At 34.3% G+C, this 21,756-nt stretch carries 22 protein-coding genes and 1 tRNA gene; 13 read left to right on the top strand and 10 right to left on the bottom strand.

Going from position 1 to position 21,756, the window contains the following annotated elements; translation table 11 throughout:
* Positions 1 to 61: 61 nt before the first annotated feature.
* The 7 genes from AAEO57_RS10455 to hisS form a co-directional block, all read right to left on the bottom strand.
* Positions 62 to 1,225, bottom strand: a complete 1,164-nt coding sequence (locus tag AAEO57_RS10455; RefSeq protein ID WP_341692298.1) for a sigma-54-dependent transcriptional regulator — start codon at positions 1,223 to 1,225, stop codon at positions 62 to 64.
* 196 nt (positions 1,226 to 1,421) lie between these two features.
* The gene (locus AAEO57_RS10450; protein ID WP_341692296.1) at positions 1,422 to 2,738 is read right to left on the bottom strand and encodes an ABC transporter permease; all 1,317 of its coding nucleotides are present in this window, start codon (positions 2,736 to 2,738) and stop codon (positions 1,422 to 1,424) included.
* Between the two features lie 94 nt (positions 2,739 to 2,832).
* Positions 2,833 to 3,762 (bottom strand): ABC transporter ATP-binding protein, encoded by a 930-nt coding sequence (locus AAEO57_RS10445; RefSeq protein ID WP_341692294.1) that lies wholly within the window; start codon positions 3,760 to 3,762, stop codon positions 2,833 to 2,835.
* A gap of 149 nt (positions 3,763 to 3,911) precedes the next feature.
* Entirely contained in the window at positions 3,912 to 5,018 is a 1,107-nt protein-coding gene (gene dnaJ / locus AAEO57_RS10440; RefSeq protein ID WP_341692292.1) for a molecular chaperone DnaJ, read from the bottom strand.
* Positions 5,019 to 5,110: 92 nt separating this feature from the next.
* Positions 5,111 to 5,689: a nucleotide exchange factor GrpE gene (locus AAEO57_RS10435; protein ID WP_341692290.1), complete on the bottom strand. Its 579-nt coding sequence runs from the start codon at positions 5,687 to 5,689 to the stop codon at positions 5,111 to 5,113.
* Positions 5,690 to 6,022: 333 nt separating this feature from the next.
* Positions 6,023 to 6,093, bottom strand: a tRNA-Trp gene (locus AAEO57_RS10430).
* 257 nt (positions 6,094 to 6,350) lie between these two features.
* The gene (gene hisS, locus AAEO57_RS10425) at positions 6,351 to 7,775 is read right to left on the bottom strand and encodes a histidine--tRNA ligase (RefSeq protein WP_341692288.1); all 1,425 of its coding nucleotides are present in this window, start codon (positions 7,773 to 7,775) and stop codon (positions 6,351 to 6,353) included.
* A gap of 212 nt (positions 7,776 to 7,987) precedes the next feature.
* Between hisS and AAEO57_RS10420 the strand changes: the two genes are divergently transcribed.
* Positions 7,988 to 9,232: an ABC transporter permease gene (locus tag AAEO57_RS10420; RefSeq protein ID WP_341692286.1), complete on the top strand. Its 1,245-nt coding sequence runs from the start codon at positions 7,988 to 7,990 to the stop codon at positions 9,230 to 9,232.
* Positions 9,233 to 9,305: 73 nt separating this feature from the next.
* Here the strand turns inward: AAEO57_RS10420 and prmC are convergent, their stop codons facing one another.
* Positions 9,306 to 10,160 carry a peptide chain release factor N(5)-glutamine methyltransferase gene (gene prmC / locus AAEO57_RS10415; RefSeq protein WP_341692284.1) on the bottom strand — a complete coding sequence of 285 codons (855 nt, stop codon included), beginning with the start codon at positions 10,158 to 10,160 and terminating at the stop codon, positions 9,306 to 9,308.
* 79 nt (positions 10,161 to 10,239) lie between these two features.
* Positions 10,240 to 10,725, bottom strand: a complete 486-nt coding sequence (locus AAEO57_RS10410; protein ID WP_341692282.1) for a GNAT family N-acetyltransferase — start codon at positions 10,723 to 10,725, stop codon at positions 10,240 to 10,242.
* 107 nt (positions 10,726 to 10,832) lie between these two features.
* Here AAEO57_RS10410 and ribD point away from each other — a divergent pair, with 107 nt between their 5' ends.
* The 3 genes from ribD to AAEO57_RS10395 are packed head-to-tail and all read left to right on the top strand — an operon-like array spanning position 10,833 to position 13,119.
* Complete coding sequence (ribD, locus tag AAEO57_RS10405) at positions 10,833 to 11,882, top strand: bifunctional diaminohydroxyphosphoribosylaminopyrimidine deaminase/5-amino-6-(5-phosphoribosylamino)uracil reductase RibD (protein ID WP_341692280.1); 1,050 nt, start codon at positions 10,833 to 10,835, stop codon at positions 11,880 to 11,882.
* The gene (locus AAEO57_RS10400; protein WP_341692278.1) at positions 11,875 to 12,477 is read left to right on the top strand and encodes an HAD family hydrolase; all 603 of its coding nucleotides are present in this window, start codon (positions 11,875 to 11,877) and stop codon (positions 12,475 to 12,477) included. The genes ribD and AAEO57_RS10400 overlap by 8 nt, the downstream gene beginning before the upstream one ends.
* A gap of 9 nt (positions 12,478 to 12,486) precedes the next feature.
* Entirely contained in the window at positions 12,487 to 13,119 is a 633-nt protein-coding gene (locus AAEO57_RS10395) for an IMPACT family protein (RefSeq protein WP_341692276.1), read from the top strand.
* 31 nt (positions 13,120 to 13,150) lie between these two features.
* On the opposite strand, the gene AAEO57_RS10390 is transcribed toward AAEO57_RS10395, so the two are convergent.
* Complete coding sequence (locus AAEO57_RS10390) at positions 13,151 to 13,555, bottom strand: acyl-CoA thioesterase (protein WP_110344672.1); 405 nt, start codon at positions 13,553 to 13,555, stop codon at positions 13,151 to 13,153.
* A gap of 186 nt (positions 13,556 to 13,741) precedes the next feature.
* Here AAEO57_RS10390 and dnaA point away from each other — a divergent pair, with 186 nt between their 5' ends.
* From dnaA to AAEO57_RS10345, 9 genes are all read left to right on the top strand, one after another.
* Positions 13,742 to 15,169: a chromosomal replication initiator protein DnaA gene (gene dnaA / locus AAEO57_RS10385; RefSeq protein WP_341692271.1), complete on the top strand. Its 1,428-nt coding sequence runs from the start codon at positions 13,742 to 13,744 to the stop codon at positions 15,167 to 15,169.
* Between the two features lie 7 nt (positions 15,170 to 15,176).
* Positions 15,177 to 15,644: a low molecular weight protein-tyrosine-phosphatase gene (locus AAEO57_RS10380; RefSeq protein WP_341692269.1), complete on the top strand. Its 468-nt coding sequence runs from the start codon at positions 15,177 to 15,179 to the stop codon at positions 15,642 to 15,644.
* 67 nt (positions 15,645 to 15,711) lie between these two features.
* Entirely contained in the window at positions 15,712 to 16,425 is a 714-nt protein-coding gene (locus AAEO57_RS10375; RefSeq protein ID WP_341692266.1) for an SAM-dependent methyltransferase, read from the top strand.
* A gap of 23 nt (positions 16,426 to 16,448) precedes the next feature.
* Entirely contained in the window at positions 16,449 to 16,883 is a 435-nt protein-coding gene (locus AAEO57_RS10370; protein WP_341692264.1) for an energy transducer TonB, read from the top strand.
* A gap of 34 nt (positions 16,884 to 16,917) precedes the next feature.
* Positions 16,918 to 18,045 (top strand): methionine aminotransferase, encoded by a 1,128-nt coding sequence (locus tag AAEO57_RS10365; RefSeq protein ID WP_341692262.1) that lies wholly within the window; start codon positions 16,918 to 16,920, stop codon positions 18,043 to 18,045.
* A 74-nt stretch (positions 18,046 to 18,119) separates the two neighbouring features.
* Positions 18,120 to 19,001, top strand: coding sequence for an SDR family oxidoreductase (locus AAEO57_RS10360; protein WP_341692260.1), 882 nt, complete (start codon positions 18,120 to 18,122; stop codon positions 18,999 to 19,001).
* A gap of 253 nt (positions 19,002 to 19,254) precedes the next feature.
* Positions 19,255 to 19,863, top strand: a complete 609-nt coding sequence (gene udk / locus AAEO57_RS10355) for a uridine kinase (RefSeq protein WP_341692258.1) — start codon at positions 19,255 to 19,257, stop codon at positions 19,861 to 19,863.
* Between the two features lie 150 nt (positions 19,864 to 20,013).
* The gene (locus tag AAEO57_RS10350; RefSeq protein ID WP_341692256.1) at positions 20,014 to 20,340 is read left to right on the top strand and encodes an FtsB family cell division protein; all 327 of its coding nucleotides are present in this window, start codon (positions 20,014 to 20,016) and stop codon (positions 20,338 to 20,340) included.
* A gap of 15 nt (positions 20,341 to 20,355) precedes the next feature.
* Positions 20,356 to 21,720, top strand: coding sequence for a methylmalonyl-CoA mutase subunit beta (locus AAEO57_RS10345; protein WP_341692254.1), 1,365 nt, complete (start codon positions 20,356 to 20,358; stop codon positions 21,718 to 21,720).
* Positions 21,721 to 21,756 lie beyond the last annotated feature (36 nt).

Genomic DNA, 21,756 nt, shown 5'->3' with positions numbered 1-21,756 from the left:
AAAATTTCAGTTCTCACAAGCAAATCTTTAAATTCTTAAATTTTTAAATCATTAAATTAATTTACTTGCTTGCAAACATTTTTACGTCTGTTTCAGAGATTTCGTTTCCTCCTAAAATTATCAGTCTTTCAACTACATTTCGAAGTTCACGAATATTCCCTGTCCAATCATATTCCTGTAATAATTTAATGGCCTGCGCCGAAAATGACTTAACCGCGTTTCCTTGTTCTGAGGCTATTTTTTCTGTAAAATGCGAAATCAAAGCAGGAATATCATCACGCCTTTCATTCAATGGCGGCACTTTAATTAAAATTACAGCCAGACGATGGTACAAATCTTCACGGAAACGACCTTCTGCTATTTCTGTTTTTAAATCTTTATTCGTTGCCGCTACGACACGAACGTCAACCTTAATATCTTTGTCAGCACCAACTCTGGTAATCATACTTTCCTGAAGTGCACGCAAAACTTTGGCTTGTGCCGAAAGACTCATATCACCAATTTCATCCAGAAAAATGGTTCCTTTGTCAGCAGCTTCAAACTTTCCGGCGCGATCTTTAACTGCCGATGTAAAAGCTCCTTTTACGTGTCCGAACAATTCGCTTTCAATCAATTCGCTTGGAATCGCTGCACAGTTTACTTCGATTAACGGAAAACCAGAACGCTCGCTTTTTTCGTGCAATTGATGCGCTACTAATTCTTTTCCTGTTCCGTTTGGTCCAGTGATTAAAACTCTGGCTTCTGTTGGAGCCACTTTATCGATCATCACTTTAATGTGATTAATTGATTCGCTATCCCCGATCATTTCGTAGTTTTTGCTGACTTTTTTCTTCAGAATTTTATTTTCAACTACTAATTGTTTTTTGTCTAAAGCATTACGAACCGTATTCAGTAAACGATTCAAATCTGGCGGTTTCGAAATGTAGTCAAAAGCCCCCAAACGCATAGTCTGAATTGCCGTTTCCATATCACCGTGACCGGAAATCATGACCATCGGAATTTCTGGTTTTATTTTTTTTACTTCTTCTAAAACCTCAACACCATCCATTTTTGGCATTTTGATATCACACAAAACCAAATCATAGTCGTTGTTTTTTATTTTTTCAAGTCCAGCAACACCATCTTCAGCTTCATCCACCTGATAGGAATCATTTTCTTCTGATAAAATTTTTACCAGAACTCTTCTGATCGCTGCTTCGTCTTCTATAATTAGTATTTTACTCATTTCTTTTAAGGTTCAAAGTTGCAAAGGTTCAGAGGTACAAAGTTTAAAATCTTTGCCTACAATTATACCTTTTAACCTGTTATATAATATTTCTTCTGTGCTCTAGTGCAATTCTTAAAGTTGTTTTTCTAAGTTATAAAATTCAAATAAAAAAACTTTGAACCTTTGTCCCTCTGTAACTTTGCAACTAAAAAAACTAGTACTTCAGCCACTTATACAATTCCTTCCAGGTTGGTTTTTTGCCGTACATTAAAATACCTACGCGGTAAATTTTGGCAGCGAACCAAACAACAAGGAAAAATGTAGCAAACAATAATGATACCGAAATTGCGATTTGCCACCACGGTACGCCAAACGGAATACGCATTAACATTACAATTGGCGAAGTTAACGGAATCATCGAAAATGCAACAGCAACAGTACCATGCGGATCGTTTACAACTGTAAAAAATCCGATGTAAACACTCAATATCAAAGGCATTAGAATTGGCAGTAAAAATTGCTGCGAATCGGTTTGATTATCAACTGCTGCTCCAATTGCGGCATAAAATGAACTGTAGAGAAAATATCCTCCAATAAAATAAATTACAAATCCGATTATGATACTCGCAATAGGCAAATTCCATAATTCTGCAATATACATTTGTACTGATCCCGAAAGTTCATGCTGAGCTGACTGCATCAATTCGGGCGAAATTCTTGATGTTGGCCCAACATTCACTCCAAAAAAAGCAGATGCTGCAAACATCAATCCTAATCCAATTATAGCCCAAATTATAAATTGAAGAATTCCTGCCAGAGAAGTCCCCACAATTTTACCAATCATTAACTGAAATGGTTTTACCGACGAAATAATGATTTCGATAATTCGGTTTGTCTTTTCTTCGATTACGCTTCTCATTACCATATTTCCGTAAATAATAATAAACATCATAATCAGGTAACCAAACGCCCCGCCAATCGCAATTTTAATTTCGTTTAAACCTTTCAGACTTTCTTCTCCTGAAGCTTTAATCAGATGAATATTAACTTCTGATTGTGCTTTCTGAATCGCCAAAGTATCTAGTTTTGCTGATTCCAGATTTAGTTTTGTAATTTTATTTCCAATTACATCCTGAGTGTTTTCAATAAAAGAAATGCTCGGACTGTTATTCGAAATAAATTCAATTTTACTTTCTAAATCTTTATTGTCTTTTGTTTTCGGAATAACAATTAATCCGTTGAAATTTTCTTTTGTAATGCTGTCTTTTAAAGCTTTTACATCAATTTCTGATAAATTCAGATATTTGAATTCGGACCCTTTTTTATTTTCTTTTAAAAAGTCAGAAGCAAAAAGTCCGGTTTCGTCATGAATCGCAATTCTTTTCGTTTCAGCTTTCATTGAACTCAAATAGCCAATAAAAACGGCTATGGCAACAAACAAAAGCGGACTCAAAAAAGTCATGACAACAAAAGATTTATTGCGGACTTTGGCAATAAATTCTCTTTTTATAATCAAAGAAATAATACTCATTTATTTTAGATTGTTAGATTTTTAGACTGACTTAGATTTTCAGACATTCGATTCTTAGCTTTAGTCTAATAATCTAATATCTAAGATGTCTAAGTTAGTCTGAGGAACCAGTTACGGTTTGAATAAAAATATCATTTATACTTGGAATTTTTTCTACAAAATGCGTCACCTGTCCTCGCTGTGTCAGAACATGCAATAACTCGTTTGGCGAAGCATTTCCAATCTGAATGTTTAATTTCAAATCATCGTTTAAAGATTTAAAATTAGCAGGCGAAACAGTAAACTTTTGTGTGATGTCGTACATCAAACCTTCAACATTGCTTGTCAAGATTCCAACTTCAAAACTATTAGTTTTAAACTGACGTTTTACATCGCCGACTTTTCCTTCCAATAATTTATTCGATTTATGGATCAAAGAAATATGATCGCAGAGTTCTTCTACGCTTTCCATTCGGTGTGTAGAAAAAATTATAGTAGAGCCCTGTTCTTTCAAGGCCAAAATCTCATCTTTTATTATATTGGCATTTACGGGGTCAAAACCAGAAAACGGTTCGTCTAAAATAAGCAGTTTAGGTTTATGGAGCACGCAAACTACAAACTGAATTTTCTGTGCCATTCCTTTAGAGAGTTCCTGGATTTTTTTATTCCACCAGCCCTGAATTCCTAATCTATCAAACCAATAATCTAGTTGTTTTTTGGCTTCAGTTTTAGAAAGACCTTTCATCTGAGCCAAATATAAACACTGCTCTCCTACTTTCATTGAGCTGTACAGCCCTCTCTCTTCAGGAAGATATCCAATAGTCTGCACATGTTTTGGCTGCAATTTTTCTCCATCCAAAATCACTTCGCCACTGTCAGGCATTGTGATTTGGTTTATAATTCTGATAAGGGAAGTTTTTCCGGCTCCATTCGGGCCTAAAAGTCCATAAATACTGCCTTTGGGCACATTTAATGAAACTTCGTTAAGCGCTACATAATCGCCATACTGTTTTATGACTTTTTGTACTTCGAGTAAGTTGCTCATGCTTTTTTAAAATATTTCTGAGTTGGTTTCTGTTATTTTTGCCAACAGTCTGTAAAAGTAAATAATTCGAACTGAATCTGCGTGAATTTACGCAAAAAACCCATTCTTGTTTTAGAATGGGTTCTGAATTTATTTTTTAAAAGTCCCGATTATGAAAACATATCTTTCACTTTTTCAAAGAATGATTTCTCTGATTTCTCCGGACTTGGAATAAAATGTTCGTCGTTTAAGGCATTTTCAAAGAACTGTTTTTGTTCTTTATTCAATGTTTTTGGAGTCCATACGTTTACGTGAACCAATAAATCTCCACTTCCGTAACCGTTGATACTCGGAATTCCTTTTCCTTTTAATCTCAGGATTTTCCCGGACTGAATTCCTTCTTCTAATTTAATACGTACTTTTCCGTTGATAGCTTCAATGTCTTTAGAAGCACCCAAAACTGCCTCAGGAAAACTGATGTACAAATCAAAATGAATATTTTCACCTTCACGTTTCAGGAATTCATGCTCAATTTCTTCAATAACAACAATTAAATCCCCGGGAATACTGTTTCCAGGCGCATCGTTACCTTTGTTGGATACTTTAAGCTGCATTCCGTCAACAACTCCTGCAGGAATTTTGATGGATACAGTTTCGTCTTCCACCACCATTCCCTGTGCATCTGCTTCAGAAGGTTTTTTATCTAAGATCTGACCAGAACCACCACAAGAAGGACAAGTTGATGCAGACTGCATTCTTCCTAAAATCGTATTGGTTACACGCATTACCTGCCCCTGACCGTTACAAGTCGTACAGGTTTTATATGTAACACCTTTTGCCTGAACTTTACGTTTTACTTTTACTTTTTTCTCAACTCCATTTGCAATTTCTTCTAAATTAAGTTTAACTTTAATTCGAAGATTGCTTCCTTTCGCACGACGAGGACCTCCGCCTCCGCCTCCGAAACCTCCAAATCCGCCACCAAAGATATCACCAAACTGGCTGAAAATGTCATCCATGTTCATACCTCCGTGACCACCAAATCCGCCGGAACCATCAAATGCCTGATGACCGTATTGATCGTATTTAGCTTTTTTCTGCGGATCACTTAAAACTTCATAAGCTTCAGCTGCCAGTTTGAAGTTTTCTTCTGCCTCTTTGTCGCCTGGATTTTTATCAGGATGATATTTTAAAGCACTTTTTCTGTATGCTTTTTTAATTTCGGCAGCATCAGCATTTTTTGAAATGCCCAATATTTCGTAAAAATCTTTTTTCATAATTAGGTTTAAATTGCTACGCCAGTCGCTAGCGCTCTAGTCCAAATTTTAAAATTCCAAATTCCAAATGAACTGAAATTCCTATTTGCATTTTAGTTTCCGATAACCACTTTAGGAAAACGAATAATTTTGTCCCCTAATTTGTATCCTTTTTCAATTACATCCACAATTTTCCCTTTTAATTTATCGGACGGAGCCGGAATTTGGGTAATTGCCTCTGCAAAATCAGCATCAAAAGCATCACCTGCCTTTAAGTCAACCTGCTCTAATCCTTTAGTTACCAAAGTGCTTTTTAGTTTTTCATGGATTAATTCAACACCTTTAGTTAAATTTTCGTCTTCAGATTTACTGATTTCTACCATAGCCCTGTCAAAATCATCCAACACAGGAAGCATAGCAAGTAAAACTTCCTGATTTGCCGTTTTAAACAAATCGATACGCTCTTTTGAAGTTCTTTTTTTGTAATTTTCAAATTCGGCAAATAATCTCAAAAACTTATCTTTTTCTTTAGCCAAGTCCTGAGCTAACTGCTCCTCAACACTTAATTCTTCAACAATTAACTGCTCTCCATTAGCGTTATTCTCTATCGTTGCATCATCTAATTCCTGATCGAATTCTGTATTTTCCGTAGTCATATTACTTTTATTTTTAAAAATATTCTTAAACTTCATTTTTTATTTCTTTCTGTTGAATTGCAAAAGTACTGCCAAATATTGTAAAATGTCAAATTGTCATTCCTTTAAAACAAACACCTCTAAAAAACTAAAAATCAGCACTATAAAATTTAGTATAATTTTAAGAATATTACGATAGCGTTTGTATTATATTTGGAACTGAAATCTAAAAAACATAATTTACCACCAAAATTGAATTTAAGGGTTGACCTTCGGTCTCTAAATAATTATTAATTCAAGTTACCTTATATTAAAAAAAGCTTCGCCTTAAAGAAAGACGAAGCTTTTTTTTTATGTTTTAATTTTTCAAAAGCCTATTTGCTTTTATTGCACGGGCGGAGGGATTCGAACCCCCATCAACGGTTTTGGAGACCGCTATTCTACCCTTGAACTACGCCCGTAACTTAAGGTCGGCAAATTAAAAGTTTTTTTTCTTCCCCGGCAACTATTTCGTACAAAGATTTTAAAAGAAAACCCTTTAAATCTGTGCAATACTAAGCAAAAAACCTTTACTACAGACAGTTACCTAAAAAAAGTATTTTTCAATAATTTCAAATTAACCGAAACCTACTCGTATGTCATTTAAAATTTTAATTTCACGACAATTAAAAAAAGATTAAAGCAGATATTCGTAAAAAAGATCTTTTAAATCGGACTCTTAGATTAATGATTTCTTCAGTCCGTCAAAATCTACAGAAACCTGCTCGCCTGTCACTAAATTTTTAAGCGTATAAGAATCCGAATTAATTTCCTGATCCCCAACCAATACTGCAAACGGAATTAAACGTTTGTCTGCATATTGAAACTGTTTCCCAACTTTTACATTATCAGGATACAATTCTACTTTTATATTTTCTTTTCTTAATTTCTGAATTGCCTGCGAAGCATACAAAGCCTCTTTGTTTCCAAAATTCAAAAACAATGCTTTCGAAGTTGCTGCTACAGTTTCCGGAAACAATTGCAATTCTTCTAAAACCAGATAAATTCTATCCAATCCGAAAGAAATTCCAACACCGCTCATATTTTTCAAACCAAAAATTCCGGTCAAATCGTCGTATCTTCCGCCACCTCCAATAGAACCCATCGATACTGTTTTTGGCGCTGCTACCTCAAAAATAGCTCCGGTATAATAATTTAAACCGCGTGCCAAAGTCACATCCAGATCTAAAATTGCAGTTGAAAGACCTAAAACAGTAACATTGTCACATATAAACTTCAGTTCTTCAACACCTTTCATTCCTTCTTCAGAAGATGCCAATAATTCAGAAAGTTGTGCAATTTTGTCTGAAAAAGTTCCTGAGAAACTAAAAAGTGGCTGTACTTTTACCAAAGCTTTTTCAGAAATTCCCTTCTCGATCATTTCTTTCTTTACTCCGTCTTCTCCAATTTTATCCAATTTATCAAGCGCAACTGTAAAATCGATTAACTTATCTGAAGCACCAATAACTTCCGCAATTCCGGATAATATTTTTCTATTGTTGATTTTAATTGTAACACCTTCTAAACCTAAAGATGTAAAAACGGTATCGTACAACTGAACCAATTCTACTTCCTGCCACAATGATTTTGAGCCCACCACATCGGCATCACATTGAAAAAACTCTCTAAAACGTCCTTTTTGCGGATTATCTGCTCTCCAAACCGGCTGAATCTGGTATCTTTTGAAAGGAAACTCAATCTCGCTTTGGTGCTGCACAACGTACCTCGCAAACGGAACCGTTAGATCGTAACGCAATGCTTTTTCAGAAATTTTTCCTGTAAATTTATTCAGCTCAATTCTTTGCTCTAAAGTAATTTTTTCAGCAGAATTGATTTGCAATTCTTCAATTGATTCGGGCAATTCAATTTTACTTTTATTATAGAAAAAATTCCCTGAATTCAATATTTTAAAAATCAAACGATCACCTTCTTCTCCATATTTCCCCATCAAAGTATCTGAATTTTCAAACGATGGCGTTTCGATTGGCTGAAAACCAAATTTCTCGAAATTAGCTTTTATGGTCTGAATAATATATTGACGTTTTGACACCTCTGCAGGTGAAAAATCTCTGGTTCCTTTTGGAATACTTGGTTTTGAAGCCATTCTTTTTAGATTATTAGATTTTAGACTTTTAGATTTTTAGATTTCACTTTCGAAACCCTAATATTTAAAAATCTTATTTGAATTATAATTATTTAGAATTTTTAGATTTCTCTTAATTCTAATCGAATGCAAATATCTTACTTTTTAAAATAAATAATACGGCTTCGAAAACAAACTTGTAACAAAAACCGTATTTTCGTGACAAATTGGTCATGATGCTAAAATTATTTAAAGAAAATATCCGTATTGCATTTGGTTCCATTAAAACGCAAATTCTGCGAACCACTCTTACCGTATTAATTATTGCCATTGGTATTACGGCTTTGGTCGGAATTTTAACAGTGGTAACAGCTCTCGAAAATACGGTTTCTACCAATTTTGCATCAATGGGAGCCAACACTTTCAATATTAATCAATACGAAAATACCGTTCGAAATCGTGGCGGCAATGAGCGTGAAATCATAAACCCGATTATTTCGTATCCTGAGGCAGTTGCTTTTAAAAACAAATACAAATACCCTTTTACCGAAACTTCGCTTTCGTTCACCGCAACTTCAAAAGCCGAGGTCAAATATTTAGATCAAAAAACAGACCCGGAAATCACTATTGTTGGTGTTGACGAACATTTTATAGGTAATTCTGGTTTAGAAATCAATTTAGGCCGAAGTTTTAATCAGTTTGATATCGACAATAACACCTATTCCTGCATTGTAGGTTCTGATTTTGAAAAAGGATTATTGAAAGATGTCAATCCGATCGATAAAATTATTTCAATCAGAGGTGCCCGTTTTAAGGTAATCGGCGTTTTAAAAGAAAAAGGTTCAACTTTTGGAAACAGTCAGGATTTACGGGTTTTAATTCCGATTCAGGTAGCACGTTCGTTGTTTACAGCTCCAAATATCAATTATACGATGAGTGTGATGGTTTCAAAAAAAGAACTATTAGATGAAGCCGTTGACAATGCAATAAGCACCATGCGAAGAGTCCGAAAACTTAGCCCTGTTCGCGACAATAATTTTGGTATTGGCCGAAGCGATGATTTGATCAACAGAATTCTTGGAATCACCAAATATTTAGGCTGGGCTTCCTGGATTATAAGTATTATTACAATTTTAGGTTCATCAATTGCCTTAATGAATATCATGATCGTTTCTGTCACGGAACGCACCCGTGAAATCGGAGTCCGTAAAGCCCTTGGCGCTACAAAAATGACAATCTCCGTTCAGTTTTTTATAGAAACTTTATTGATTGGACAAATTGGCGGTTTGATTGGCATTATATTAGGAATTCTGGTTGGTGCCGCATTTGCAGGTATAATGAGCTTTGTTTTTGTAATTCCCTGGATGGCAATTTTTGCCGCCTTCGGGACCAGTTTTGCAGTCGCTATTGTTTCCGGGTTATATCCCGCAATTAAAGCTTCAAAATTAGATCCGATTGAAGCTTTGCGTTATGAGTAGTTTTTTAGTTTACAGTCTCGGTCGCAGTTTTCAGTTATTTGTGTGACTGAAAACTGTGACTGCGACTGTATACTTAAATATTCACTTTCATCATTCGATCATTATCATAAATATCTTTTCGAAGATGGATATTTTTAAAATTCATTTTTTCTAATAAATCAACCATTTCTTTTCCTAAATACTGATTGATTTCAAAATACAGCTGACCTTTTTCTAACAGACTTTTCTGAGCCAGTGCCGCAATTTTTCTGTAAAAAACCAAAGCATCATTATCATCCACAAAAAGAGCTAAATGTGGTTCGTAATCCAGCACATTCTTTTTAATTTCTTCTTTTTCTAAATTGCGCACATAAGGCGGATTCGACACTATAATATCATATTCATATTTCAGAAGCTCCAGTTCCAGAACATTCTTATACATAAAAGTTACTCTGACATTATTGTTTATGGCATTTTTTTTTGCGGTTTCAATTGCTTTTTTAGAAACATCCATAGCAAAAACGTCAGCATTGGGCAAGTTTTTAGCAAGAGAAACTGCAATGCAGCCACTTCCTGTTCCTATATCCAGAATTTTTAGCTTTTTAGTTTTATCGAAAATTTTATTTTCTTTGATAATCCACTCCACCAATTCTTCTGTTTCCGGCCTTGGAATCAAAACGTTTTCGTTTACTTCAAAATCTAAACCGTAAAAACTTGTTTTACCTAATAAATACTGAATCGGGACTTCTTTTTTTAATTCTTCCAATAAAGAATCCCAAACCATAAAATCATCTTCTGTAAACGATAATTCATGATTTAAAGCCAAATCTATCTGACGCAGTTTATGCTTGTTTTCTAAAATTAAATAAAAAAAACTCTCCGCTTCGTACGCATCGTAAAAAGGAGAAAGCTCTTGAATAAACTGAGTTCTGTATTGTTTGATTTTCATTTTGTATTTGGGACATTTTAGCTAATCAATCGCATTCTACAAATAAGTATCACAAACTTAAATTTGTTACAATTTAAGTTTACAATTCTTTCAGCATCCAGACTGGGCAGGATGTGTGTCCGGTACATCCAATAGGTGTATTTAAATATTCAAAACCTGATTTTACATATAATTTCTGAGCAGCATGCATAAACGGCATTGTCTCAATATAACATTTTTTAAAACCAAAACTTCTCGCTTTCTGCAAACATTTCTCCATCATTTTACTGCCAATTCCCAAACCTCTAGTTTCAGGCAAAAAATACATTTTCTGCAACTCACAAATCTTCGGATCGCCATTTTCTAATGGTGCTATTCCGCAACAGCCTACAATTTCACCTTCTTTCTCAACCACAAAATAAACAGACAGTGGCTTATTGTATGCTTCAAACATCAAATCTAAATACGGATCTTCGTAAGCCGTTCCTGTTTTCGGAATCTTCATTTCATCAAAAACAAAACGTATTAATTGAGCAACCGCCTGATTGTCTTCTTTTTTAATTTCTCTTATAATCCAATCTCCCATATTCTGTAATTATTCTCCTTTTACAAAAATAAACATACTTTTCTGATTCTTTCACAACTCCCCTGTTAACATTCGACTTAAAACCTAAAAATGACTATTTTTGTACTGTGAATATACATGAAAAATACATAAAACGCTGCATTGAACTAGCCCAAAATGGTCTTGGAAACACCTATCCAAATCCAATGGTAGGAAGTGTAATTGTTTACGATGGCAAAATTATTGGTGAAGGCTGGCACAAAAAAGCAGGAGAACCTCATGCCGAAGTAAATGCCGTCCGGTCGGTAAAAGACAAATCATTATTAGAAAAAGCAACAATTTATGTCAGTTTGGAGCCTTGCAGCCATTTTGGCAAAACGCCGCCCTGCTGTGATTTGATTATTGCAAATAAAATCCCAAATGTTGTTGTGGGAACGGTAGATCCAAACGAAAAAGTGGCAGGAAACGGAATCAAAAAACTGATTGCTGCCGGGGCAAATGTTACTGTTGGCATACTTGAAAAAGAATGTAACGAACTCAATAAACGTTTTTTTACTTTCCATCAAAAAAAACGACCATATATTATCTTAAAATGGGCAGAAACACAGGACGGTTTTCTGGCTCCTGAAAAACAAACTATTCAGCAGCGTCAGCCTGTCTGGATAACCAATACTTATTCCCGACAATTAGTTCATAAATGGAGAAGCGAAGAACAGGCAATCTTAGCAGGAACCCAAACTGTAATTGACGATAATCCGAGATTGAATATCAGGGACTGGTCGGGAAACAATCCTGTGAGAGTAATTTTAGACCAAAATAATCGTATTCCGAAAGACAGCTTTATTTTTGACAACAACATCAAAACCATAGTTTTTACTAAATCTGAAACAAACCTTTCAGCAGAAAACACTACCTTTGAAGTAATCAATTTTAATCAAAATATAATACCGCAAATTTTGGCTGTTTTACATCAAAATCAGATCCAGTCCATTATTATCGAAGGCGGTTTACAAACTTTACAAACTTTCATTGACCAGGATCTCTGGGATGAAGCCCGTATTTTTACAGGAAAGACCACTTTTAACAAAGGAATAAAAGCCCCGGTTATTCAGAAGAAAAACACAACCAAAACCTACATTCAAAAAGACGAATTAATATACGTTAGAAATCATGATTGATACTATAATTTTTGACTTTGGCGATATTTTTATCAATTTAGACAAACAAGCCACTATTTCAGGATTACAAAAATTAGGCATGACAGAATGGAATGCCGAATTTGACCGACTGAACCTTTTATTTGAAACCGGAGATATTTCGCATGAAGATTTCATAGGCGGTTTTCAAAAGCAGCTGCCAAACGCATCAACAGAAGAAATCCTTGATGCCTGGAATGCTATTTTGGCTGATTTCCCCTTATATAGATTAGAGTTTCTGCAAATGCTTTCTAAAAAATATCGTCTGTTTTTATTGAGCAATACCGATTCGATTCATATTGAAACTTTCGAAAATAAAAGCGGTGTTTCTTTTTACAGCGATTTTTACCAGTGTTTCGAAAAAGTTTACTTTTCATTTGAAATCGGAATGCGAAAACCGAATGCTAATGCTTTTCAGTACTTAATCAACAAACATGAACTCTCTCCTAAACGCACCTTATTTGTAGATGATAAAAAAGAAAACACCGATTCAGCAGCAGCCTTAGGCCTTCATGTTTGGAATTTACAGGTTGGAAAGGAAGATGTTGTTGATTTATTTGAAAAAAAAATACTTTAGAATTTCACTTTGGAATATAACGACACGTATCAAACTATTGCTTTTGAATCTGAAGAAGTATTATTTAAAGAAAAGGGCAGTAAATTCTTTGGCTATGCTTTTCCAATAGAAACCGAAGATGAAGTAAAACCCATTATTGAAAACTTAAAAAAGCAGCATCCGCATGCGGTTCATTATTGTTATGCCTACCAGATTGGTACTGCTCCAAAAATTTCTTATCGGGCAAATGATGACGGAGAGCCAGGCAATACAGCCGGAGCACCCATCTATGGCCAGATCCAATCTTTTGGATTAACCAACGTTCTTGTTGTCGTAGTCCGAATTTTTGGAGGAATCAAATTAGGCGTAGGCGGATTAATCGCTGCTTACAGAACAACTGCCCAAATGACTCTGGAAGTTTGTGAAATTATCGAAAAAACAATTGATGTTCATTTTTTAATCTCCTTTGATTATAAAAACATGAATAAAGTCATGCGTGTGATTAAAGAAAAAAAACTGGAGATTACATCTCAGGAAATGGAAATTAATGAAAATTCCGGCCTTCCAATTGGCAAAATCATCACCAAAACGCGAAAAAAAAATGCCGAATCAGTATTCGACATTTTTGATTTAATGTTTGAAATCGATATTAAAATTATCTAAATTAACATAAAAAGACACCTCATTTTAACAATTATTCAAGCGTTTTAAATAATTCTAAAATATAATCCGGAGGTGCTGTCGGACGACCTGTTTTTAACGAAATAAATACTAAAATAAATACCGCAGTTGTTAATAACTCATTCGCTTCATTATAAATTGCGCAGTCAAATTCAATCTTGACAGACGACTGACTTTTGAACGTTGTATGAATCGTTAAGAGCTCATCATAACGTGCCGATTTTTTATAATTTATTTGCATCGAAACAATTGGCAGACCGATTCCGCTTTCTTCCATGCTTTTATATGAAATCCCTTTATTTCTAAGCCATTCCACACGTCCTATCTCAAAATACGGCACATAATTTCCATGATAAACGACTCCCATTTGATCCGTTTCAGAGTAACGAACACGCACTTGAGTTTGATGATTTTTCATTATTTAAAGATTAAATTTTTAAAATTTTTAAAGTCTCCTTACAACATTATTTTATAAAATTAGGGAGCAAAATATTTTTTTTTACAGAAATTTGTTCACATATTTGTTATCCCGAAATACGGAATAAAATTGCTCCATTTTTATTAGGAGAATCTTTATCAATAATATAAAAATTTATCTGAATCTATGACTAAAACTGCTCAATCGGTATGGGAAAACTGTTTGTCCTTTATAAAAGACAATATTCAAGACCAGGCATATAAAACCTGGTTTGAACCAATCAAATCAGTTGAGCTAACCGATAACGCATTATACATTCAGGTTCCAAGTAAATTTTTCTACGAATGGCTCGAAGAGCATTACGTTAAATTATTGAAAGTTGCGCTTACCAAAGAACTGGGAAAAAACGCAAAGTTACTCTATAAAATTAAAATGGAAAACACTTATGGCAACAAACAGCCGTTTACCGAACAGCTGCCAAGTTCCAACAGAGTACCAATGAAACCGCAAGAGGTTGATGCTCCGTTTAAAAACCTAAATCCTGAACTTAAAAATCCGTTTGTAATTCCGGGAATCCGAAATTTAAAAATTGAGTCTCAGTTAAACCCTAACTACAGTTTTGATAATTTCCTTGAAGGAGACTCTAATCGTTTAGCCCGTTCTGCCGGTATGGCTGTTGCCAATAAACCAGGGGGAACATCGTTTAACCCATTATTAATTTTTGGCGGAGTAGGTTTAGGAAAAACACACCTGGCACATGCTATTGGTGTTGAAGTAAAAGATAAATATCCGGAAAAAACGGTTTTATATATTTCAGCCGAAATTTTCACTCAGCAATATATTGATTCGGTAAAAAAGAACAATCGTAATGATTTTATTCACTTTTATCAGTTAATCGACGTTTTAATAATTGACGATGTTCAGTTTTTATCCGGGAAATCAGGAACTCAGGACGTATTTTTTCATATTTTCAATTATCTCCACCAAAACGGAAAACAGGTAATTTTAACTTCAGACAAAGCGCCTGTTGATATGCAGGATATTGAGCAGCGTTTATTATCCCGTTTCAAATGGGGTTTGTCTGCAGAACTGCACCAACCAGATTATGAGACTCGTATTTCGATCTTAAAAAATATTCTTTACCGGGATGGTGTCAATATGCCGGAAGACATTATTGAATATGTTGCCCGTAACATCAAAACAAACGTCAGAGAGCTTGAAGGAGCTATTATTTCCTTAATTGCACAATCTTCTTTCAATAAAAAAGAAGTAACAATTGAATTAGCTAAAAGCGTTGTAGAGAAATTTGTTAAAAATGTAAAGAGAGAAATCTCTATCGATTATATTCAAAAAATCGTGTCTGATTATTTTCAGTTGGATATTGAAACCCTTCAGTCAAAAACAAGAAAGAGACACGTGGTTCAGGCGAGACAATTGGCCATGTTTTTTGCAAAGAAATTTACAAAAGCATCTTTGGCAAACATTGGCTCTCAAATTGGAGATCGCGATCATGCTACCGTATTACACGCTTGTAAAACTGTTGACAACTTAGTTTCTACCGACAAACAATTCAAAAAATTTGTCGAAGATATCAACAAAAAATTAACGCTATAAACGCATCATGCCTGTAAAAATTTTAATGGTTTGTTTGGGAAACATCTGCAGATCGCCTTTAGCTGAAGGTATTTTAGCATCCAAATTGCCCAAAGAAAATTTTGTCGTTGATTCTGCCGGAACCGGATCCTGGCATATAGGGCATTCTCCTGATAAAAGATCTATTGCCGTTGCCCAAAAAAATGGATTATGTATCGACCAGCAAAAAGGAAGACAATTTAAAACTTCTGATTTTGACGAATTTGATTATATCTACGTAATGGATAATTCAAATTACAGAGACATCATGCATCTTGCTAAAACTCCTGAACATAAAAGCAAAGTGAATCTGATCCTAAATGAATTATTTCCGGATGAAAATGTTGACGTTCCGGATCCTTATTACGGAGCTGTTAACGGATTTGACAATGTCTATCAAATGCTGGATGAGGCAACCGAAATAATTGCACAAAAACTTATCAAAAAACATTCTTAATTTACTTTTTCAATTATTGATATTTAATAGTTGAAAAAGTATTTCATTTTATAATCTATATCAACACATGAAACTTCTGGGAAAATTATATTTAATTCCAACAACTATGGGCGAAAGTGACCCAATGGATGTTTTGCCTCAAACCGTAAAAAGAAGTATTGAACTTATAGATTATTATATTGTTGAGAACGAAAAAACAGCCCGAAAATCCATAAAAGCAGTTTTACCAGAGAAAAAACAATCCGAATTAGTTCTTTTTACACTTAATAAACGAACTGAAACAAGCGAACATTTAGACTTTATAAAACCTTTGCTGGAAGGAAAAAATATGGGATTAATGAGCGAAGCCGGCTGTCCCGGAGTTGCAGATCCCGGAGCTGTTATTGTAAAACTGGCACATGAAAAAGGGATTCAGGTTGTTCCTTTGGTTGGCCCTTCTTCTATCCTATTAGCTATGATGGCTTCTGGAATGAATGGACAAAGTTTTACTTTTAATGGTTATCTGCCAATTGATAAAGACGAAAAAAAATCTGCTTTAAGACATTTCGAGAAATTATCCCACGATAAAAACCAATCACAGATTTTTATTGAAACTCCTTACAGAAACAATAAATTGATTGAAGATCTTTTGCAGATTTTAAATCCTTCAACACATCTTTGTATTGCTACAGATATTACACTACCAACAGAATTCATTAAAACAATGAAAGTTTCTGATTGGAAAAAATTGAAAATTGACATTGATAAAAGACCAACTATTTTTATTATTCATAAAATGTAACTAAGTTTAAAACCATTATTATTATGCAAAAAATTCTAATATTGTTTTTAATTAGTTTCACTCAAACCATATTTTCTCAAAAAATCACAAGAATTACTGATCTTCAAAAAGATAAAAACGGAAAGGTAATTCTTCAAGATGAAAATGCAATTTATATTCCTATAGATATAGAAATTAAACCCGAATTTCCAGGCGGCAGAGTTAAATTTAATCATTTTTTAGATGATAACTATAAAAAGTCAAACAAAAGCCCAACTATTCAAGGTAAACTATTTGCTACTTTTATTATTGAGCGAGATGGCTCATTAAGTGATATAAAAATTACCTACGACATTGGTTTTGGTACAGGAGATGAACTTTTACGTGTTTTAAAATTGTCCCCTAAATGGAAACCTGGAAAACAAAACAATAAAGAAGTTAGAACTTTATATTCGCTTGTATTTTATTTACCAAAATAAGGCTATAATTATCGCCATTTTCTTTAATCTAATTATGAGTAAACTCCCAAATGTCACCTCCAGCATCTTTACTGTAATGTCAAAAATGGCAGCTGAATACAATGCAATAAATCTTTCTCAGGGATTTCCAAATTTCCCTGTTGATGAAAGATTGACAGAGATAGTAGCGAGATTAGCAAAAGAAAATGTACACCAATATACACCAATGGCTGGTTATCCGCTGTTGATGAATCAAATTGCAAAATTAATCCAGAGTTCTTATAACAGAACAATTAATCCCGATTTAGAGCTTTTGGTTACCGCTGGTGCCACTCAGGGAATTTTTACAACCATTTTGGCCTTAGTAAAAGAAAACGATGAAGTCATTATTCTGGATCCAAGCTACGATTCTTACGAATCTCCCGTTTTACTTTGCAAAGCCAAACCAGTTCGGGTGGCGTTAAATGATGACTATACCCCTAATTGGGAAACTATAGAAAAAGCCTGTTGTGAAAAGAGCAGAATGATGATCATCAACAATCCGCATAATCCAACTGGGAAAATTTTAACCGAAAATGATTTTGTTCAGTTAAAAAATATTCTTGAAAAATATCCTGATATTATAGTTTTATCCGACGAAGTATACGAATACATCACTTTTGAAGAAAAACATATTTCCACACATACAAAAGATTTTCTTTTAAACCGTTGTGTCATGGTTTCCTCCTTCGGAAAATCATTTCACATTACAGGCTGGAAAATTGGCTACACTATTGCTCCCGAACATCTGATGAAGGAAATTAAAAAAGTACATCAGTTTTTGGTTTTTAGCGTTAACAGCATTTCACAGTTTGCAATAAGCGAATATTTAGATGTTGTCGATGTTAATTTACTTGGAAAATTCTATCAGGAAAAAAGAGATTATTTTCAAAAGCTAATTCAAAACAGCCGATTTGAATTAAAACCATGTGAAGGCACTTATTTTCAGGTTGCTTCTTATGCTTCAATTTCCAACGATGATGATGTTACTTTTTGTAAAAAACTAATCACAGATCATGGTGTTGCCGCAATTCCAATTTCAACTTTTTATTCGGATCATAAAGACCTTAAATTAATACGCTTTTGTTTCGCCAAAGACAACTTCACACTCGAGTCAGCAGCAAAAAAAATATGCGTAATATGAAGTTTTTCAAAAATTTATAACAATATTATGCATGCATCCTATTTAAATTAACTAATTTTGTAAAATAAAAAAGTATGAGCTATACAGATAAAATGTTACGGGACGATGCTTTAAAAGGTAAAGTCATTGTGGTTACAGGCGGCGGAAGCGGTTTAGGAAAAGCGATGACCAAATATTTTTTAGAATTGGGAGCTCAGGTAGCCATTACTTCAAGGGATTTAGAAAAGCTTAAAACGGCTGCGACAGAACTGGAAACTGAAACCGGTGGAAAATGTTTACCGCTTCAATGCGATGTTCGTCATTATGAAGAAGTCGAAAACATGCTTCAGGAAGTTTTAAAAACTTTTGGAAAAGCAGATGTTCTTTTAAATAATGCAGCCGGAAATTTCATTTCTCCAACAGAACGTCTGTCTGCCAATGCATTTGACACTGTTATAGATATTGTATTAAAGGGGACAAAAAACTGTACACTTGCCTTTGGAAAACACTGGATTGACAGTAAACAAACATCTGCAACTATTTTAAATATTGTAACGACTTATGCCTGGACAGGATCGGCTTATGTGGTACCAAGCGCTACTGCAAAAGCAGGAGTTTTGGCCATGACCAGAAGTCTGGCTGTAGAATGGGCAAAATACGGAATCCGTTCTAATGCAATTGCTCCGGGACCATTCCCTACTAAAGGCGCCTGGGACAGATTGTTACCGGGAGATTTGGCAGAGAAATTCGATATGGCAAAAAAAGTTCCATTAAAACGTGTAGGCGATCATCAGGAACTGGCAAATTTGGCAGCATATTTGGTGTCTGATTTTTCAGCTTACGTAAATGGTGATGTCATTACTATTGATGGAGGCGAATGGCTAAAAGGCGCAGGACAATTCAACTTATTAGAAGCAATTCCCGAAGAACTTTGGGACCAGCTTGAAATGATGATAAAAGCAAAAAAGAATAAATAATTACAAGTGCTTACTAAATTCAGAATATTTTATTAAAACTATACTGATTGCACGAAATCCCGAAGGTTTTACTTTCGGGATTTTTTTATGTTTTTTTGACTATAAGTGATATAAATTCAATGTAGTAAAAAAATATTTGAATATTCTAATCACTTATGTTTACTAACATTACCGATATGGTTTAAATGAATAATACATATAACCAATTCACTTAAATTATTATTTTTGCGAAACAAATTATAACAACAAAATTATGCTCATTATTGGAATTGCAGGAGGAACAGGAAGTGGAAAAACGACAGTAGTACATCAAATCATGAACGAATTACCGGACACTGAAGTTGGGGTAATTTCTCAGGATTCCTATTACAAAGAAACCCACAGTTTGTCATTTGATGAAAGGGCCTTAATCAATTTTGACCATCCAAGGGCAATAGATTTCGAATTGCTGGTAAAACACCTTAAAACCTTAAAAGCAGGTGAAACCATAGATCAGCCGGTTTATTCTTTCATCCAGCACAACAGAACTGATGATACCGTTTCTACACATCCACGAAAAGTAATGATTGTTGAGGGAATTTTAATTTTGACCAATCCTGAATTACGTGATATGTTTGATATCAAAATCTTCGTTCATGCCGATTCTGACGAAAGATTAATCCGTCGTTTAAAAAGAGATATTTCAGAACGCGGGCGCGATATTGACGAAGTTTTAAACCGTTATCAAAACACCTTAAAACCTATGCATGAGCAGTTTATAGAACCCTCAAAAGCATTTGCAGACATTATAATTCCAAACGACAAATACAATACCGTCGCAATTGATGTGGTTCGTGCCGTAATTAATCAGCGAATTTCATAATTTTTATTGTAAATTTATTCCCTAAAAATAAGGAGCTATTTCCCGCTATCCGTTTCACACGAGCGATAGCGAACTGACGAAGTAATCTTTTGTGCCGAACACCGGCACAAAAGGATTTTCACTTCTATCGGGGCTAAAAATAAAACTAAAATGAAAAATCCATACAAAGATAAATCCTGGTTCAAATTTCTAAGCAATAAATATGTTTGGGTTTTGCTCTTCTTTATAGTATGGATGCTGTTTTTAGATAATTATTCTTATTTCGACCATCGGTTTTTAAACGATCAGATTCATGAGCTTGAAGACAATAAAACCTATTATCAGGAAGAAATAAAGAAAGATCAGGAACAAATCAAACAACTCAAAAACCCTGAACAAATAGAAAAATATGCCCGCGAAAAGTACTTCATGAAAAAAGACAGCGAAGACATATACATTATCAAATTTGAAGGCGATACAATTCAGGAAAAAGAATAATTAGAAAAACACCCAATGGCCACTACCCTATTCGACGATTTTAGTCCGGTTTCTTCCAAACAATGGAAACAAAAAATTCAGTTTGAACTGGATGGGGCCGATTACAACAAAACCGTAATCTGGAATTCTCCCGAAGATATACAAGTTAAGCCATTTTATCATTACGACGAGGATTACAAGACCGCTCCGGTAAAAACACAGGCTTCCAATTTTAAAATCTGCCAAAACATATTTGTTTACGATATTGAAAAATCGATTCAAAGAGCCTTAAATACTCTTGAAAGAGGTGCCGATAGTTTACGTTTTACAATTCAAAACGAATCCATTGACATTCAAAAATTATTAGAAAATCTTCCTTTAGAAAACCGAATCGTTTACTTTAATTTGAATTTTATTTCAATCGATTTCGTGAAAAAAATGGATACAATTTCAATTCAAAAAAAAGCTGTTTTTTATTGTAATTTAGATCCAATTGGTCATTTAGCCAGAGAAGGAAATTGGTTTGCAACATCTGATAAAAATAATTTTGAAACAATTGAAAAAATTTCAAAAGTAACGACAAATCTTTCTTTGTTAAGCGTAGATGCAGGATTGTATCAAAATGCCGGAGCCAATATAACACAGCAGATTGCATATAGTCTGGCACATGCAAACGAATATCTGAATCGCTTTCCGGACTTGACAAAACCAATTGTATTTCAAATATCTGCAGGAACTAATTATTTCTTTGAAATTGCAAAACTTCGTGCCTTGCGAATGCTTTTCAACTTAATTGCAGCCGAATACAATCCTGATTTTACATGTCATTTATTGGTTACACCCACCAAACGCAATAAAACCATATACGATTACAATGTCAACATGCTGCGCACCACTACTGAATGCATGTCATCAATTTTAGGAGGCGCTGATGCTGTTGCTAATTTGCCTTACGATTTTTTATACCACAAAGACAATGAATTTGGCGACCGGATTGCAAGAAATCAATTGTTGATTTTAAAACATGAAAGTTATTTTGATAAAGTGGATAACCCTGCTGATGGGAGTTATTATATTGAAAGTTTAACCATTCAACTAGCCGAAAAAAGTCTGGCTTTATTTAAAGATATTGAAGCCAATGGAGGTTTTTTAAAACTGTTGAATGATGGAACCATCAAAAAGAAAATTCAGGAGAGTGCCAATAAAGAACAGCAACTATTTGATACTCAAAAAGAAGTTTTACTAGGCACGAATAAATATCCAAACCCGGAAGACAAAATGAAACACGATTTAGAATTGTTTCCTTTTGTGAAAATAAAACCCCGTAAAACATTAATTACACCGATAATTGAAAAAAGATTAGCCGAAAAACTGGAACAGCAACGTTTAGAATCCGAATAATATTTTTCAACGTAATGGTAACTACTCAAAAGAGTA

This window comes from Flavobacterium calami, from assembly GCF_038290035.1.
GTDB lineage: Bacteria > Bacteroidota > Bacteroidia > Flavobacteriales > Flavobacteriaceae > Flavobacterium > Flavobacterium calami.
This window is presented reverse-complemented; position numbering and strand designations above follow the sequence as displayed.